18 protein-coding genes are annotated in these 16,724 nt (G+C 69.8%); 10 read left to right on the top strand and 8 right to left on the bottom strand.

The window, feature by feature from the left end; all coding sequences use genetic code 11:
- Positions 1-35 precede the first annotated feature (35 nt).
- Positions 36-1,181, top strand: coding sequence for an acyl-CoA dehydrogenase family protein (locus E0497_RS10780; RefSeq protein WP_137724796.1), 1,146 nt, complete (start codon positions 36-38; stop codon positions 1,179-1,181).
- A 64-nt stretch (positions 1,182-1,245) separates the two neighbouring features.
- On the opposite strand, the gene lexA is transcribed toward E0497_RS10780, so the two are convergent.
- Positions 1,246-1,971, bottom strand: a complete 726-nt coding sequence (lexA, locus tag E0497_RS10775; RefSeq protein WP_137724795.1) for a transcriptional repressor LexA — start codon at positions 1,969-1,971, stop codon at positions 1,246-1,248.
- Between the two features lie 445 nt (positions 1,972-2,416).
- Here lexA and E0497_RS20975 point away from each other — a divergent pair, with 445 nt between their 5' ends.
- Both E0497_RS20975 and nrdR read left to right on the top strand, forming a co-directional pair.
- Complete coding sequence (locus E0497_RS20975) at positions 2,417-2,548, top strand: hypothetical protein (RefSeq protein WP_277751678.1); 132 nt, start codon at positions 2,417-2,419, stop codon at positions 2,546-2,548.
- Between the two features lie 62 nt (positions 2,549-2,610).
- Complete coding sequence (gene nrdR, locus E0497_RS10770) at positions 2,611-3,099, top strand: transcriptional regulator NrdR (protein WP_137724794.1); 489 nt, start codon at positions 2,611-2,613, stop codon at positions 3,097-3,099.
- A 9-nt stretch (positions 3,100-3,108) separates the two neighbouring features.
- On the opposite strand, the gene hrpA is transcribed toward nrdR, so the two are convergent.
- Entirely contained in the window at positions 3,109-7,017 is a 3,909-nt protein-coding gene (gene hrpA / locus E0497_RS10765) for an ATP-dependent RNA helicase HrpA (RefSeq protein WP_137724793.1), read from the bottom strand.
- Positions 7,018-7,090: 73 nt separating this feature from the next.
- On the opposite strand from hrpA, the gene E0497_RS10760 reads away from it, so the two are divergent.
- Together E0497_RS10760 and E0497_RS10755 are read left to right on the top strand one after the other, a co-directional pair.
- Positions 7,091-7,786 (top strand): Pr6Pr family membrane protein, encoded by a 696-nt coding sequence (locus E0497_RS10760; RefSeq protein WP_137724792.1) that lies wholly within the window; start codon positions 7,091-7,093, stop codon positions 7,784-7,786.
- A complete protein-coding gene (locus E0497_RS10755) occupies positions 7,783-9,021 on the top strand; it encodes an aminotransferase family protein (protein WP_137724791.1) in 1,239 nt (412 codons plus the stop codon). The genes E0497_RS10760 and E0497_RS10755 overlap by 4 nt, the downstream gene beginning before the upstream one ends.
- Here E0497_RS10755 and E0497_RS10750 read toward each other — a convergent pair.
- Entirely contained in the window at positions 8,963-9,223 is a 261-nt protein-coding gene (locus E0497_RS10750) for a hypothetical protein (protein ID WP_137724790.1), read from the bottom strand. The genes E0497_RS10755 and E0497_RS10750 overlap by 59 nt on opposite strands.
- Positions 9,224-9,241: 18 nt before the next feature.
- Here E0497_RS10750 and E0497_RS10745 point away from each other — a divergent pair, with 18 nt between their 5' ends.
- Together E0497_RS10745 and E0497_RS10740 are read left to right on the top strand one after the other, a co-directional pair.
- Positions 9,242-9,940, top strand: a complete 699-nt coding sequence (locus E0497_RS10745; protein WP_137724789.1) for a hypothetical protein — start codon at positions 9,242-9,244, stop codon at positions 9,938-9,940.
- 350 nt (positions 9,941-10,290) lie between these two features.
- Entirely contained in the window at positions 10,291-10,869 is a 579-nt protein-coding gene (locus tag E0497_RS10740) for a LysM peptidoglycan-binding domain-containing protein (RefSeq protein ID WP_137724788.1), read from the top strand.
- A gap of 55 nt (positions 10,870-10,924) precedes the next feature.
- Here E0497_RS10740 and E0497_RS10735 read toward each other — a convergent pair whose 3' ends face one another.
- The 3 genes from E0497_RS10735 to E0497_RS10725 form a co-directional block, all read right to left on the bottom strand.
- On the bottom strand, positions 10,925-11,602 hold the full coding sequence (locus tag E0497_RS10735; RefSeq protein ID WP_137724787.1) for a PhzF family phenazine biosynthesis protein: 678 nt from the start codon (positions 11,600-11,602) through the stop codon (positions 10,925-10,927).
- Between the two features lie 79 nt (positions 11,603-11,681).
- Positions 11,682-12,212, bottom strand: a complete 531-nt coding sequence (ahpD, locus tag E0497_RS10730) for an alkylhydroperoxidase, AhpD family (protein ID WP_137724786.1) — start codon at positions 12,210-12,212, stop codon at positions 11,682-11,684.
- A 2-nt stretch (positions 12,213-12,214) separates the two neighbouring features.
- Positions 12,215-12,802, bottom strand: coding sequence for a peroxiredoxin (locus tag E0497_RS10725; protein ID WP_137724785.1), 588 nt, complete (start codon positions 12,800-12,802; stop codon positions 12,215-12,217).
- A gap of 145 nt (positions 12,803-12,947) precedes the next feature.
- Between E0497_RS10725 and E0497_RS10720 the strand changes: the two genes are divergently transcribed.
- Together E0497_RS10720 and E0497_RS10715 are read left to right on the top strand one after the other, a co-directional pair.
- Complete coding sequence (locus E0497_RS10720) at positions 12,948-13,883, top strand: hydrogen peroxide-inducible genes activator (RefSeq protein WP_137724784.1); 936 nt, start codon at positions 12,948-12,950, stop codon at positions 13,881-13,883.
- Between the two features lie 55 nt (positions 13,884-13,938).
- Positions 13,939-14,721 carry a lipase family protein gene (locus tag E0497_RS10715; RefSeq protein ID WP_137724783.1) on the top strand — a complete coding sequence of 261 codons (783 nt, stop codon included), beginning with the start codon at positions 13,939-13,941 and terminating at the stop codon, positions 14,719-14,721.
- A 10-nt stretch (positions 14,722-14,731) separates the two neighbouring features.
- On the opposite strand, the gene E0497_RS10710 is transcribed toward E0497_RS10715, so the two are convergent.
- Positions 14,732-15,502 (bottom strand): LysR substrate-binding domain-containing protein, encoded by a 771-nt coding sequence (locus E0497_RS10710; RefSeq protein ID WP_137724782.1) that lies wholly within the window; start codon positions 15,500-15,502, stop codon positions 14,732-14,734.
- A gap of 62 nt (positions 15,503-15,564) precedes the next feature.
- Here E0497_RS10710 and E0497_RS10705 point away from each other — a divergent pair, with 62 nt between their 5' ends.
- A complete protein-coding gene (locus tag E0497_RS10705) occupies positions 15,565-15,990 on the top strand; it encodes a DUF5997 family protein (protein WP_137724781.1) in 426 nt (141 codons plus the stop codon).
- Positions 15,991-16,085: 95 nt separating this feature from the next.
- Here the strand turns inward: E0497_RS10705 and E0497_RS10700 are convergent, their stop codons facing one another.
- Positions 16,086-16,721, bottom strand: coding sequence for a TM7S3/TM198-like domain-containing protein (locus E0497_RS10700; RefSeq protein ID WP_137724780.1), 636 nt, complete (start codon positions 16,719-16,721; stop codon positions 16,086-16,088).
- Between the last annotated feature and the right edge of the window lie 3 nt (positions 16,722-16,724).

The raw sequence follows: 16,724 nt of genomic DNA, 5'->3' as shown, positions 1-16,724 counted from the left end.
CCGTTCGCGGGTGCATGTCGACGTGAGGAGACTCAGTGGAGCGCACCCTGTTCGAACCCGAGCACGACCTCTTCCGGGAGTCCTACCGCAAGTTCCTCGACCAGGAGGTCGCCCCCTTCCACGACCTGTGGGAGGAGCAGCACATCGTCGACCGCGAGGTCTGGAAGAAGGCCGGCGCGCAGGGTTTCCTCGGTATGGCGGTGCCCGAGGAGTACGGCGGCGGGGGAGTCCGGGACTTCCGGTACAACACGATCGTCACCGAGGAGACCACCCGCGGCGGTTTCGGCGGTCCCGGCTTCATGCTGCACAACGACGTCGTGGCCCCGTACCTGATCGACCTCGCCACCGAGGAACAGAAGCAGCGCTGGCTGCCCGGCTTCTGCTCCGGTGAGATCATCACCGCGATCGCGATGACCGAGCCCGGCACCGGATCGGACCTGCAGGGCATCAAGACCCGCGCAGTCCGCGACGGGGACCACTGGATCCTCAACGGCTCCAAGACGTTCATCACCAACGGCATCAACGCCGACCTGGTGATCGTCGTGGCCTGCACCGATCCGGACAAGGGCGCGCAGGGGTTCTCACTGCTCGTCGTCGAGCGCGGCATGGAGGGCTTCGAGCGGGGCCGCAACCTCGACAAGATCGGCCTCGCGGCGCAGGACACCGCCGAACTGTCGTTCACCGACGTCCGGGTGCCCGCCGAGAACCTGCTCGGCGAGGAGGGTCTGGGCTTCATCTACCTGATGCAGAACCTGCCGCAGGAGCGGTTGTCGATCGCGGTGGTCGCGGTCGCGGCGATGGAGTCGGTGCTCGAGCAGACGATCCGGTACTGCCGGGACCGTAAGGCGTTCGGCAAGTCGATCGGCAGCTTCCAGAACAGCCGCTTCGTGCTTGCCGAACTCGCCACCGAGACCCAGATCGCGCGCGTGTTCGTCGACCGGTCGATCGAACTGCTCAACGAGGGCAAGCTGACCGTCCAGGAGGCCGCGATGGCCAAGTGGTGGACGACGGAGAAGCAGGTCGAACTCGTCGACCGGTGCCTGCAGCTGCACGGTGGCTACGGCTACATGCGCGAGTACCCGATCGCCAAGGCGTACCTCGATTCCCGGGTCCAGCGGATCTACGGCGGCACCACCGAGATCATGAAGGAGATCATCGGGCGCAGCCTGAATCTGAGCTGACACACGAAACACCGCAGGGCGGGTCCGCAGCATCGTGCTGCGGACCCGCCCTACGGTCGTCGGATCAGAGTTTGCGCATCACGGTGACGACCTTGCCGAGGATTGCCGCGTCGTTGCCGGGGATCGGCTCGAACAGCCGATTGTGCGGCATGAGCCACACGTCCTTGCCGGTGCGCTTGAACGTCTTCACGGTGGCCTCACCGTCGATCATCGCGGCCACGACGTCGCCGTTGTCGGCGACGTTCTGCTGCCGGACCACCACCCAGTCGCCGTCGCAGATCGCGGCGTCGATCATCGACTCCCCGACGACCTTGAGCAGGAACAGCGACCCCTGGCCCACGAGTTCGCGGGGCAGCGGGAACACGTCCTCGACGGCCTCCTCGGCCAGGATCGGACCACCGGCGGCGATGCGGCCGAGGACCGGGACGAACGTGGGATCGGGAAGGTCGCCGGCCGCGGTGGCTCCGGACGGAACGGCGGCCTGGACCACGTTGTCGAGCCCGCGCACGTCCACCGCCCGCGGCCGGTTGGGGTCGCGACGCAGGAAACCCTTGCGTTCGAGGGTGCGTAACTGGTGGGCGACCGACGACGTCGACGTCAGACCCACCGCATCACCGATCTCGCGGATGCTCGGGGGGTAACCGCGGTCGGCGACCGAGGCGCGGATGACCTCGAGGACACGGCGCTGCCGGTCGGTGAGCTGCGCGGCGTCGAGAACCGGTTCACGGCCCGTGTCGTCGTCGGCACTGCCGACGGCACGTCCGGCGGAACTCGTGGTCTCGTCCTTCATTCGGTTCGCCTCCCTGGTGTGCCCGCATGCGTTGCCCCGAATCTATCCCGATCACGCCACCACTTCAAACATCTGTTCGACACGCGGCGGCGGAAACCGGTGACTTCGCCGCCGTCGCGTGGTAGAAATCGAATATGTGTTCTATCGAACACGTGATCGAACAGGTGGTGTGAACGGGAGATGTTCGGACGACTCGCACAGTGTCCGACGAGCTGTGACGACTCACTGGGAGGTTCGGATGGGGATCGTACTTTCGGGAAATGGATCGACTGCGCGTTGCTCAGGGAGAGTCGGCCCGACGCCGTCCCGCCGGCGACGGGCCACGACGCATCCGCGCGGTGGCGTCGTGCGGTACGACGCCCGACCGCGCCGCGGCGCGCCGGGATCGCGGGTCGCACGATCGGCGGGACCCTCGCGGGCTGAGGCGGCGGGTGGTTGGGCGTCCGTGCTGGCGACCGTCGTGATCACCGTCGGCGTCGTCGTCGGACTGAATGCGCTCGCGGACCTCGCGGCCGGCCCGCCGACGGTTCCTGCCGGTACGGAGACCGTGCAGGTCTCGGTACCCGGGAGTCGCTGACGGTGTGGGTGGGACGGGTATCCTCGGATCCTGTCAGTCACACCCCACCGCGAGGATTCACCATGCACTGCCCGTTCTGCCGGCACCCCGATTCGCGCGTGGTCGATTCTCGTGAAGCCGACGAGGGGGCCGCGATCCGGCGGCGCCGTTCGTGCCCGGAGTGCGGGCGTCGCTTCACCACCGTCGAGACCGCGGTCCTCGCAGTGGTCAAACGCAGTGGTGTGACCGAGCCGTTCAGTCGGGAGAAGGTGGTCCGCGGCGTGCAGCGCGCCTGCCAGGGCCGGCACGTCGACAACGATGCGCTGAACCTGCTGGCGCAGAAGGTCGAGGACGCGGTCCGGGCGTCGGGGCCCGAGATCCCCAGCCACGAGGTCGGATTGGCGATTCTCGGTCCGCTGCGGGATCTCGACGAGGTGGCCTACCTGCGGTTCGCGTCGGTGTACCGGTCCTTCAGTTCCGCCGAGGACTTCGAGCGGGAGATCGAGGATCTGCGCGCCCACCGCGAGAACCGCGCCGAGGACACCGATGGCGTGGTGTCCCCGGCGACGTGACCGGGATCCTCAGCGGCGGATCGCGTCGATCGCTTTGAGGACGCGTTTCTCCGACACCGGTCCGGCGGTGCCGAGGGACTGCGCGAACAGGCTCACCCGCAACTCCTCGACCGTCCACAGGACGGCGGTGACGTCGGCGTTGCCGCGCCGATCCTCCGGCAGCGCCGACAGCATGCGGTCGTAGGCCGCGTACACCCGATCGAGCGCATCCATCCCGACCCGGTCTCGCTGCAGGCTCGCCGGGAGCGCCTCGAGTCGGGCGGTCGCCGCCGCGAGGTAGCGGGGCAGATCCTTCAGGTGCCGGGTGCCGAGTTCGGTGACGAATCCGGGGAACAGCAACGACTCCCGCTGCTCACGGACGTCGTCGGCGGCCTCCCCGGAGGCCCGGTCGAGGACGATCGCGAGCCGATGCGCCTCGGCCAGTGCCGGCAGCAGCATCCGCAGCAGCCGGGTGACCCGGGTCGCCAGCTGGGCCCGCACGGTGGCAGTCAACGCCTCGAACGCGGCCGGATCCTGTACCGGGCCGCCGTTCTCGGCGATCAGTTCGTCCACCGCACACGCCCGGCAGTCCTCGAGGAGCGCGTCGAAACTGCCGTCCGGGTTCTGGCCGAGTGCCAGCCGGTCCGTGTTACTCATCCCGTTCGTCGCCGACTTCGCTTGGGTCGGAACGGCATCGAGGAGAAGCCGGCGGGTGCCGGCGCGCATCGCGGCACGCTGGGCGGCGGGCGTGGTGAGGACCCGCACGGCCACACCCGACTGCTCCGGCACGAGGGCCGGATAGCCGGTGACTTTCTGCCCACCGAGCGTGCGGGTCACCGTCTCGGGCAGAGTGCCGAGGGTCTGCGCCGTCCACACCAGGGCGGGCTGCCGCTCGGTGGTCGCGGCGGCCTTCGCGACCGCCACCTCCACCCGCGGGGCGAGAGTGCGGCGCAGTGCCGCCAGTGACTTGTCCTTCCCGACGACGGCGCCCTTCTCGTCGACGGCCGCGAACGTCATCCGCAGGTGCGGGGGGAGGGCCGCGACATCGAAGTCGGTCGGGTCGATCCGGCAGTTCCCCAGCCGGGACAACTCCCGCGCCAGCGCGTGTACCAGCGACTCCGAGCGCGGCGTCACCGAGGCCAGCGCGGCGGCTGCGAAGTCCGGTGCCGGCACCACCTGGCGGCGGGCCTGCTTGGGCAGCGTCTTGATCAGCGCCGTCACCAGTTCGGTGCGCAGCCCGGGCACCAGCCAGTCGAATCCGACGGGGCGGACCCCGGCGAGCAGGGCGACGGGGATGCGGGCGGTGACACCGTCGTCGTCCTTGCCCGGCTCGAACTGGTAGGTGAGCGGGAACTGGATCTCGCCCTGCCGCCACGCGTCCGGGTAGTCGCCCTCGAGGACGGCGGCGGAGTCGGCGTTGACGACCGTCGACGTGGTGAACGTCAGCAGTTCCGGGTTCTCCCGGCGGGTCTTCTTCCACCACGTGTCGAAGTGTCGGGCCGACACCGCCTCCGGGCCGACCCGCTCGTCGTAGAACTCGAACAGGGTTTCGTCGTCGACGAGGATGTCGCGGCGGCGGGCCCGGTGCTCGAGTTCCTCGACGTCGTCGAGGAGGGCCCGGTTGGCGTGGAAGAACCGGTGCTGCGTCTGCCATTCACCTTGGACGAGGGCGTGCCGGAGGAACAGGTCGCGGGAGACCTCGGGGTCGATCGACGCGTACGACACGAGTCGGCCGGTGACGATCGGGACACCGTAGAGCGTCACCCGCTCGTAGGCCATCGCGCACGCCCGCTTGCTCGACCAGTGCGGCTCCGAGTACGTGCGTTTGACCAGGTGCGGGGCGAGGTTCTCGACCCATTCGGGTTCGATGCGGGCCGTCATCCGGGCCCACAGCCGCGTCGTCTCGACCAGTTCGGAGGCCATCACCCAGCGGGGCGGCTTCTTGAACAGCCCGGAACCGGGGAAGATCGCGAACCGGCTGCCGCGGGCGCCGAGGAAGTCCCGCTTCTCACCCTCACGGACACCGATGTGGGAGAGCAGGCCGGCCAGGAGCGACTGGTGGACGACCGCCTCGCCGGCCTCGGATTCGGTTGTCTCCCAACCGAGTCCGCGGGTGATCTGACGGAGCTGGCCGTGCAGGTCCTGCCATTCGCGGATCCGCAGCCAGTGCAGGAACTCGTTACGGCACATCCTGCGGAACTGGTTGGAACTCAGCTCCTTCCGCTGCTCGCGCAGGTACTCCCACAGCTTCAGGTAGGCGAGGAAATCGGAGTTCTCCACCGCGAACCGGGCGTGCTTCTCGTCGGCGGCCTGCTGATGGTCGGCGGGACGCTCCCGCACGTCCTGGATGGACAGGGCGGAGACGATCACCAGCATCTCCCGCAGGCACCCGTTGCGGTGCGCCTCGACGAGCATGCGGGCCATGCGGGGATCGACCGGCAGTTGCGCGAGTTCGCGTCCGGTCGCGGTCAGCTGGGGGCCGCCGCCGGTGGTTTCGGCGTCGAGGGCGCCCAACTCCTCGAGTAGCGCGACGCCGTCGCGGATCGCCCGCGGGTCGGGTGCCTCGACGAACGGGAACGCCTCGATGTCACCGAGTCCGAGCGCCGTCATCTGCAGGACGACGGACGCCAGGTTGGTACGCAGGATCTCCGGTTCGGTGAACGCGTCCCGGGACTCGAAGTCGTCCTCCGAGTAGAGGCGGATGCAGATGCCGTCGGCGACACGACCGCAGCGGCCGGTGCGCTGCCGGGCCGACGCCTGCGAGATGTCCTCGATCGGCAGCCGCTGCACCTTGGTGCGCACCGAGTAGCGGGAGATGCGGGCGGTGCCGGGGTCGACGACGTAGCGGATGCCGGGCACGGTCAGCGACGTCTCGGCGACGTTGGTGGCCAGCACCACGCGGCGTCCGGTGTGCGGGGTGAACACCTTGTGCTGCTCGGCCGCGGACAGCCGCGCGTACAGCGGCACGATCTCGGTGTTCCGATACCTGCGGTCGCGCAACGCGTCGGCGGTGTCGCGGATCTCCCGTTCGCCGGACAGGAAGACGAGGACGTCGCCGTCTCCCTCGGCGGCGAGTTCCTCGACGGCCTCGCACACCGCGTCCACCGGGTCGCGGTCGACGATCTGGTCGCCGACCTCCACCGACAGCGGGCGGTAGCGCATCTCGACGGGGAACGTGCGCCCGGACACCTCGACGATCGGGGCGGGTACCCCGTCGACCTCGAAGTGCTCCGCGAACCGCTGCGGGTCGATCGTCGCCGACGTGATGATCACCTTGAGGTCGGGGCGGCGGGGGAGCAGCTGCTTGAGGTAGCCGAGGATGAAGTCGATGTTGAGGCTGCGTTCGTGGGCCTCGTCGATGATGAGCGTGTCGTAGCGGCGCAGCATCCGATCCCGTTGGATCTCGGCGAGCAGGATGCCGTCGGTCATCAGTTTCACCAGCGTCGAATCCGACACCTGGTCGGTGAACCGGACGGTGTAGCCGACGGTGTCGCCGAGATCCCGGCCGATCTCCTCGGCGATGCGTTCGGCGACCGTGCGGGCCGCGAGCCGCCGCGGCTGTGTGTGCCCGATCAGTCCGCGGACCCCGCGTCCCAGTTCGAGGCAGATCTTCGGGATCTGGGTGGTCTTGCCGGAGCCGGTCTCGCCGGCGACGATCACCACCTGGTGCGATGCGATCGCGGCCGCGATGTCGTCGCGGCGGGCACTGACCGGTAGCGCCTCCGGGTAGGTGACGGCCGGAACCTGGGCGCGGCGTCCGGCGATTCGCAGCTCGGCCGCGGCGATCTCGTCGGACAGCGCCGCCAGCGTGGACGGGGACTTGGCCCGATCGAGGCGGCGGCGCAGACGGTGTTCGTCCCGCAGGGTGAGCGCACCGAGGCGCTTGCGGGCCTCACGGCGATCGAACGTGGAATCGGCGGCTGAAGATGAAGTCGACATGCTGCGCACAGCCTATCGAAGCGTGCAACGGCAATATCGGACGGAACCGGCTGTCGCGTGCGACGATCGGCGGGTGAGCGACGCAGCAGGGAACGCGCCTGGCCCTCGAACACCCGTACCGGTCCGGGCCCTGCGACTCGGGTTCGCGGTTCTCGGGGTGGTGGCGATCCTGTGGTTACCGGTCCGGGAGGCCGGGCAGCCGGATTTCGACCTCGTCAGCTATTTCAGCTACTTCACCGTCCTGAGCAACGTGATGGCCGTGATCGTCCTCGCGGTGGGCGCTCTCGGTGACCCGCAGGGCCGGCGCTGGCAACTGTTCCGCGGCGCGGTCACCGTGTACATGGTGATCACCGGCATCGTGTACGCGGTGCTGTTGTCGAACGTCGACGTCGGCGGGCAGGGGACGTGGACGAACGAGGTCGTGCACCGGATCCTGCCGTTGGTGCTGTTCCTCGACTGGGTGGTGTTCCCGTCGTTCCGACGGATCGGTGACGCGCAGGCCGTGACGTGGCTGTGGTTCCCGGCCGTCTACGGCGTCTACACGCTGATCCGCGGCCCGATCGTCGACTGGTACCCGTACCCGTTCATCGACCCGCGCGCGCAGGGCTACCTGCAGATGGCGATCGGATTGGTGGTGCTCGTCGTCGCGTTCGTGTCGATCTGCCTGGCCGTCGACGTTGCCGGGCGGTGGGGGCGGCGGTGGCGTTACGGTGAGCCGGACCGGGGCCTTGCAGTGGTGTCGGATGTGGAACGGAAGGCGGAGCGATGACGTCGAGCGGAGCACTCTGGCACGGGTTCGCGGACATGGGGGCGGTGCGCCGGGACGGCGAGTTCGTCGTCACCCGCGGCGAGGGCGCCTACATCTGGGACGCCGACGGTATCCGCTACCTGGATGCGACGGCGGGCCTGTGGTTCACCAACGTCGGGCACGGGCGCACCGAGATCGCCGACGCGGTCGCCGCGCAACTGTCCACGCTGGCGCACTTCTCCACGTTCGGGGATTTCACCGCGGACGTGACCGTGGCGCTCGCGGACCGGCTCGCCGCGCTCGCGCCGGTGCCCGGGTCGAAGGTGTTCTTCACGTCGGGCGGATCCGACTCGGTGGAGTCGGCCGCGAAACTGGCCCGCCGCTACTGGGTCGAGGTGGGCCGCCCGTCGAAGCGACTGATCGTGGGCCGGGAGAAGGCCTACCACGGCATGCACGTGGCCGGGACCGCGCTCGCCGGGATCCCCGGCAACCGGGAGGGCTACGGCGACGCCGACTTCGTGTCGGACGCCCGCACCGTCGACTGGGACGAGGCGAAGAGCCTGCTCGCGCTGATCGAACGCGAGGGCGCCGAGCACATCGCCGCCTTCTTCTGCGAACCGATCATCGGGGCCGGCGGCATCTACCTGCCGCCGGACGGTTACCTGGCCGAGGTGCGCGACATCTGCCGCGAGCACGACATCCTGTTCGTCGTCGACGAGGTCGTCACCGGGTTCGGCCGGATCGGCGGGGAGTGGTTCGCGTCAACCCGCTTCGCCCTCGACCCGGACATGGTCACCACCGCGAAGGGACTCACCTCCGGGTACGTGCCGATGGGCGCGTTGTTCGTGGCACCGCGCGTGGCCGAACCGTTCTTCGCCGGCGGCGTGTGGTGGCGGCACGGCTACACGTACGGCGGGCACGCCGGCGCCGCCGCCGCCGCGATGGCCAACCTCGACATCCTCGAGCGGGAGAACCTGCTCGCCGAGTCGAAGCGGCTCGAGGCCTCGCTGCACGAGCACCTGTCGCCGCTCGCCGACCATCCGCGGGTCGCCGAGGTGCGCAGCGGACTCGGCGCGGTCGCCGCCGTCCAACTGGCCGATCCGACGGAGGCGGCGCCGTTCGTGCGGACGCTGCGCGCGCACGGCATCTCCGGCCGCGCCGCCGGTCAGGGAGCCCTGCAGTTCTCGCCGGCGTTCGTCATGACCGACGAGCAGGTCGCCGACATGGCAGCCGGAGTGCGCGCCGCGCTCGGGTAGGCACCGGGACGAGGTCGACCGTCGCGCGGTCGGCGGCGGCCGACGCCTGCGCATACCGGGTGTGCAGGCGGTCCCGGACCTCGTCGGGGGTGTAGGCGCGACGTTTGCGTTCGGCGCGGACCGTCAGCGCCCCGGTCGCGGCGACGCCGACCGCGCCGGCGAGCCCGACGAGTTTCCACACCGTCCTGGAATCGAATGCCATCGCCCTAACCTAGAGGCTATGAGTCGGCGTGTGCACGGATCCGAGATCGGTCTCGACGAGGCCGCGGAGTTCACCCGCACCGGGGACGTCTGGATCTTCCGCGGCCGGTCGGGCGCGGACCGGGCCATCCAGACCCTCACCAACAGTCCTGTCAACCATGTCGGGATGGCCGTCGTCCTCGACGACCTGCCGCCGCTGATGTGGCATGCCGAACTCGGCCGGTCGCTGCCCGACATGTGGACGGGCCGATACCAGCGCGGCGTCCAGTTGCACGATCTGCGGGCCGCCGTCCGGGTGTGGGGTGGCCGTTACGGGCAGCGGCCGTGGCTGCGGCAACTCGCGCAGTCGGTCACCCGGGAGCAGGAGGACGCGCTGCTGCGCACGATCGCCCGACTCGACGGCACCCCGTTCCCGTCGACGGCCGCGCTGGCGTCCCGCTGGTTCGGAGGCCGGGTGCCTCGGGCGCCGGCGCTGCCGCGCCGGCGGTCGGAGACGCGGTCGGCGGGAGTCGAGAGTGCGTACTGCGCCGAGGTGGTGGCGTCGACGTACGAGGCGATGGGCCTGCTCACGTCCGAGCGGCGGACCAACTGGTACGACCCGGGTCGGTTCTGGAGCGGCGACCGGTTGCCGCTCGCGCCCGGCATCGCACTCGGCGACGAGGTCGCCGTCGTCCTGAGCCCGGAGGATCTGGCCGCGGGAGCCGCCCCACGCCCGTGATCGGGTGTCCCACGCCACATTCGAAGCGTGTCGATTGTCACGTAACGGATGGATAACGAGCGGTCTGTCGAGTTGCGGACACGCCGCATGACGCTGGGTAAACGGCGACAACCGCGCCGGAAAGCGGTACTGCTGTGCCGAAAACGCGGACTGTGACCATTCCGTGACCGTCGCCTACGGTCGGGACAGCCCGAAACAGCCGGGCGCCGCCGACCCGCTACCGCCAGACCCTGTTCCGCGGGCCGGACGTAACCACTTCCCCGGAACAGGAGTGCGACGGATACACGCTCACCCCGCGCCTCGACGCGAAAAGAGCCCGTCCGCCGGCGGCAAGGAGAGGATTCATCCGTATGACTCGCTTCACCCCCACGCGCGCCCTCGGCGCCGTCGCCGCCACCGCTGCCCTCGCCGCCGTCCCGATGGCCCTGGGCACGGGCGCCGCGAACGCGGTCGGCCACAACTGGGACGGCGTCGCCCAGTGCGAGAGCACCGGCAACTGGAACATCAACACCGGCAACGGCTACTACGGCGGCCTGCAGTTCTCCCAGAGCACCTGGGAGGCCTACGGCGGCAGCGGCTACGCGCACAACGCCAGTAAGTCCGAGCAGATCCGCGTCGCCGAGAACGTCCTCGAGGGCCAGGGCGTCGGCGCATGGCCCGTGTGCGGTCAGTACCTCACCACCGGCGTCTCCGACATCGCCGAGCCGATCGTCGCGCCCGCCCCCGTCGCGCAGACGCCGATCCAGCAGGCCGCCGTCCAGATCGCCGAGTCGGCACCCGTCCAGGCTCTCGGCGGCTCCACCTACGTCGTCCAGCTCGGCGACACCCTCTCGCAGATCGCCACCACCCACGGTGTGGATCTCGCGAACCTCGCCGCCCAGGTCCGGGACATCGACCTGATCTTCCCGGGACAGACCCTGTCCCTCTGATCGATCGGTAGCCGACAGCCCCGCCGGGACGCACTCCCGGCGGGGCCGTCGGCCGTCACACGTCGACGGTGCGCTCGAGCCGGACCAGCCCGCCCACCTCGACGTAGCCGTCGTCACCGAAGATGGTGCGGATGTGCGAGCCGCGGCCCTGGTGGATCAGCAGGGACCGGCGCAGGTGGGCGGTGATCCGGACGGCCGCCGACCCGGTCGCCTCGTCCTCCGGGATGCCGAGGTCGGGGGCGAACATGCGGGAGCGGATCCGGCCCTCGAGTTCGTCCTCCCACGCCCACAGATAGTTGTGTCCGATCGCGTAGTCGCGGGAATGGGCGTGGACGACGTCACCGACATGCGGCATCGGATGCAGTGCGAACTCCGGCGCCCACTCGGGCCGGCTGCGCACCCAGGTGGCGCCGCGGCGGACGCGGGTGTCGACCCGGCCCGCCGGTGTCACGAGCGTGTCGACGTCGAACCCGCGGTTGCGCAGCCACCAGGCCGCGCCGACGGTGGGATGCCCGGCGAACGGCAACTCCACGGCCGGCGTGAAGATCCGGACCGGTGCCGCACCGTCGGTGGGGGCGGTCACGAACACCGTCTCGCTGAACCCCAACTGTTTCGCGAGGGCCTGCCGGTCGGTGTCGTCGGTGACCGCGTCCGCGTCGACGACGCCGAGCGGATTGCCGTGCGCGCCTTTCTCGTCGGTGAACACACGAACCACAGTGACCTCGATCGGCATGCCGACCAGGCTACCGTCGCACCGACGACGACAGCGGCCCCCGACACGAGTGTCGGGGGCCGCTGTCGTGGATCGGGGATCAGTTCGCGAGGATCTCCGTCGCGACGATCGCCTGGGCGACACCGGAGAGGGTCGCGGCGACCTTGACGGCCTCGAAGACCTGCTCCTTGGTCAGCCCCTCCTTGCGGACGACGGCGTCGTGCGCGGCGGTGCAGTCGTGGCAGCCGTTGATCGTCGAGACCGCGAGGCTCCACAGCTCGAAGTCGACCTTGTCGACGCCCGGGTTGCCGATGATGTTCATCCGCAGACCCATCCGCACCTGAGCGAACTCGTCACCGAGGAAGCTCTTGGCGCGGTAGGCGACATTGTTCATGCCCATGATCGACGCGGCACCGAGCGCGGCGTTGTAGGCCTCGGCCGACAGGACGTCGGCGGCCTCCTCCGCGATCTCCTTCAGGACGGTCGCCGACTTGGTGGCGGCGGCCGACGCGAGGAACGTGCCCCACAGCTGCTGCTCGGTCAGCTCGGTCGAGCGGGCCAGCGAGCTGAGGTTGAGCTTGAGATCCTTGGCGTACTCGGGCAGCGAGTTCTTCAGGTTCTCGATGCTCATGGTCAGACGCCCTCGGTCATCAGCGCGCCGGCGTCGATGGTCGGGTCACCCTTCTTCCAGTTGCAGGCACACAGCTCGTCGGACTGCAGGGCGTCGAGGACACGCAGGACCTCGTCGACGTTGCGGCCCACGGAGCCGGCGGTCACGGACACGAACTGGATCTCGTTGTTCGGGTCGATGATGAAGGTGGCGCGGTCCGCGACACCGTCGGCGTTCAGGACACCGGTGGCCGCGGCCAGCTCACGCTTGAGGTCCGACAGCATCGGGAAGGGGAGGGTCTTGAGGTCCTCGTGCTGTGCACGCCACTGGAAGTGGACGAACTCGTTGTCGACCGAGGCGCCGAGCACCTGGGCGTCACGATCGGCGAACTCGTCGTTCAGCTTGCCGAACGCGGCGATCTCCGTCGGGCACACGAACGTGAAGTCCTTGGGCCAGAAGAAGACGACGCGCCACTTGCCGGCGTAGTCGTCGCTGGTGATCTGGGTGAAGTAGTCGTCGGGCTGCTTGGCGTCGACCTTGGACAGGTCACCACCGATCACGGCAGTGAGGTTGTACGCCGGGAACTGGTCGCCGATGGTCAGCAGAGCCATGTGTCGTCCTCCTACTTGAAAGTGAACATCTCGATACCGCGAGCGGGTCCGGCATGGTGGCCGACCTGCGTTCTTGCGGTGTGACTCCATACTGCCCGAATCCATTCAAAAGGTAAAGGTGATAGGTGGCACTACACTGATAGGTATGCCTGATGGGACTTATCAGCCGACACTGTCACAGCTGCGTGCCTTCGTCGCGGTCGCCGAATACCGCCACTTCGGCACCGCCGCAGCACGTCTGAATGTGAGCCAACCCACACTGTCGCAGGCGCTGGCGTCGCTCGAGAACGGGCTCGGCGTGCAACTGATCGAACGCAGCACCCGACGGGTCCTCGTCACCGCGGCCGGTGACCAGCTCCTCACCCGCGCCAAACTCATCCTCGACGCTGCCGACGGTTTCGTCGCCGCCGCGGCCGGGGTGGGGGACGGGCTCGCCGGGCCGCTGCGGATCGGACTGATCCCCACCGTCGCGCCGTACGTACTGCCCGGACTGCTACCCGCGCTGCGCCGCGACATGCCCGGACTCGTCCCACAGGTGATCGAGGACCAGACGGCCCGGCTGCTCGAGTCGCTGCGCACCGGATCACTCGACGTCGCCGTGCTGGCGCTGCCGTCGGAGATGCCCGGACTCGTCGAAATCCCGCTGTACACCGAGGAATTCGTGATCGTCCTGCCCGGCGGGCATCCACTGTCCGGCCGCGTCGACCTGCCGCTGCGGGTACTCGACGAACTGCCCCTGCTGCTGCTCGACGAGGGCCACTGTCTACGCGACCAGACGCTCGACCTGTGCCGGTCCGTCGACGCCTACCCGCAGTCCCGGGACACCCGCGCCACTTCACTGGCCACCGTCGTGCAGTGCGTCGCAGGCGGATTGGGAACCACCCTCGTCCCCGCCTCCGCCGTCACCGTCGAAACCCGGCGCGGCGACCTCACCACCGCCCACTTCGCGGCCCCGGCCCCCGGCCGCACCATCGGCCTCGTCTTCCGCGGCTCGAGCGGACGCGCCGACGGCTACCGGCAACTCGCGCAGGTCCTGCGGGACGTCGCGCCGGCAGAGGCGGTGGTGGTCGTCGATTCCTGACGTGTCCGGGCGTCGCGGCGCACAATCGGGGGAGTGGGCGTGAGGAGATGGACCGATGGACGCTGCCGTCGCGGTCGAGTGCGGGAACCTGGTGCAGGCCGCCTACGCCGGGTACGCCACGGACCAGACCGTGCCGGATCCGGATACGGTGGCGCTGCCGGAGGGTTACACGCTGGTCCGGACGATCCAGATGCGCGATCTCGCCGGACTCGGCCCGGTCCTGTTCGGGTTCCTCGCGGTCGGCGGTAGCCCACGCACCCAGGTGATCGCGCTGCGCGGTACCGCGACCCCCGCCGAATGGGTGGACGACCTGCACTGGACGCCGGTCGCGTTCCCGCAGGCAGGTACCGGCGGACACGTCGCCGACGGGTTCCTCGGCCTGTACGACACGCTGACCAGCGCCGAACCCGGGAAACCCGGCACCCCGGCCGGAACGGCGGGGCTCGCCGCGGCGGTGGATCCGGCGCTGCCGCTCGTCGTGACCGGGCACAGTCTCGGTGGCGCGCTGGCGACGCTGCTGGCCGCCGATCTCGCCGCGAACACCCCGCTGACCCCGCAGGTGTGGACGTTCGCGTCCCCGAAGGTCGGGGACGCGGCGTTCGCCGCCCGGTTCGGGCAGTTGTGCCCGGTGTCGTGGCGGATCCACAACATCGTCGACGTGGTGCCGTACTTCCCGGTCGACCCGGCCGACGCGTACCGGGACGTCGCCACCGGCTATCCGGTCGACTCGCTGCCGGTCGCCCGCTGGAGCCTCGGCTGCGCGCACGCCCTGAACACATACCTGACGTGCCTGGCACCGGAGACGGTGCCGATCGCGGCGAATTGCCGGCGCGGATGAGGTGCGACGGTCAGCGTCGCTTGCGTCCGCCCGGCTTCGGCTTCCCCTTGGCTCCGGGCTTGCCGCCCGGTTTTCCCGACGGCTTGCCGCCGCGCCGCGGGTCCGGCGACTTGGCCGCCTTGGTGACTGCGGCCTGCTTGCGGACCTTCGTCTTCGGGGTCTCGTGCGGGGTGCGGCCGCGGGAACTGTTCGCGGTGCGTCCGCGGACGATCCCGATGAACTCCTCGACCAGGCCGGTGGTGCGGTCCTCGGGCCACGACAGGGCGATCCGCGACTCGGGTGCTCCGGCGACGGGCCGGTAGGTCAGATCCTTGCGGTGGTGCAGCCGGGCCAGCGACATCGGGACGACGAGCACCCCGACCCCGGCGGCGACCAGTTCGATCGCGTCGGCGGTGGTGGCGGGACGGTCGTTCGCGGCCCGGCCGGGCAGCACGTCCCACACCAGCTGGACGTCGAGGGGGTCGAGGAGCAGTTCGTCCGCGAGATCGGCGAGCGCAACCTCGTCGGCGGCGGTGAACACGTGGTCCTTCGGCACCACCACGACCGGGACCTCGTCGTACAGCGAGATCGCGCTCAGACCGTCCCGGTCGACGGGCAGCCGCAGCAGGGCCACGTCGGCGCGCCCGTCGCGCAGGGCGTCGGCGGCGTCGGCGGCGTCGACCGCCACCAGGTCGAGCGGGGTGCCGGTCACGCGTTCGTTCCAGATGCGGACCCACTTCGTGGGGGTGACACCGGGGACGTACGCGAGCCGGAACGGTCGGGGATCGGTTGCCTCGGTCACCCGGTCAGGCTACCCGCAGCGGCGAGTGCGGCCGCGTCGCGTGCGCTCGTTACCCTTGACGCATGACGTCGCAGAAGACTCCCCAGACGATGAAGCCCGCCACCGCGGCAAAGAAGCTGGGTGTGTACCTCCAGGCCACCCCCGCAGAGTTCCAGGCCGGCGTGGTCTCCCGCGACGAGCTCGCCGAGTGGCAGACCACCCCGCCCGAGTGGCTCGTCGCGCTGCGCAAGGACGGTCCGCACCCCAAGGACACGGTCGCCGCCAAGCTCGGTGTCTCGATCGCCGGACTGGCCCGCGGCGGTGTCACCGAGGCCCTCACCACCGAGCAGATCGACGCGCTGCTCGCCGATCAGCCGGACTGGCTCGTCGCCGAACGCGCCAACCTCGCCGAGGTCCGCAAGGAGGACAAGCGGATTCGTGAGCAGCAGGCCGCGAAGCGGGAGGCGTCCAACCGTCGCGAGCGCAGCACGGGACCGTTCAAGGGGTAGGTACGACGCACTGCTCCAACGCACTGCGGGCTGTTGCTGCGGGTTCCTCTCGGGGAACGATGCAGCAACAGCCCGCAGTGGTCTGTGCGTGGGGGTCAGGCGGGTGTCGGCTGCCACTGATCCCGCAGGGCGCGTTCCCGCCCGAGCAGCCCGACCTGGACGATCGCGCCGGCCACGGCGAGCGCGACGTACAGGGTGTACCACCACCAGTCGTGGGCGATGGTGTCGGTGAGGGTGCCGCGGTCGAAGTCGGTGGTGTCGATGGTCCCGGCCAGCAGCATGACGCCGGCGGTGACCGCTGTGGCGCCGCCGAGCGCGCTGAGCACCACCAGCAGGACCGCCGGCAGATTCGCGGCCAGTGTGAACACGGCGAGCGCGATCCCGGCGAGCACCCCGACGAGGATCACCACCCAGTTCCAGGTGACGCCGATCGCCGCCATCGTCGCCGTGCCGAGGACGAACCCGACCGACGCCATCGCCAGCGTCACCGCGACCGCGTAGTACAGGTACGCCAGCAGCGAGAACACCACCGCGACCACGACACCGACGATCCAGCCGAGCGCGGTCGCGAAGAACCCGTCCCCGGTGATCGCCGACACGAGCCCGGCGCCCAGGTTCAGGCCCACGAACGCGCCCCACAGGGCGATGACGAACCGCATCGCGACCACGCCGCGGAAGCAGAACACGGCGCCGATCACGACGGCCAGGAGTCCGATCACGATGTCCGACATGGG

This window comes from Prescottella subtropica (assembly GCF_005434945.1).
Classification (GTDB): Bacteria; Actinomycetota; Actinomycetes; order Mycobacteriales; family Mycobacteriaceae; genus Prescottella; species Prescottella subtropica.
This window is presented reverse-complemented; position numbering and strand designations above follow the sequence as displayed.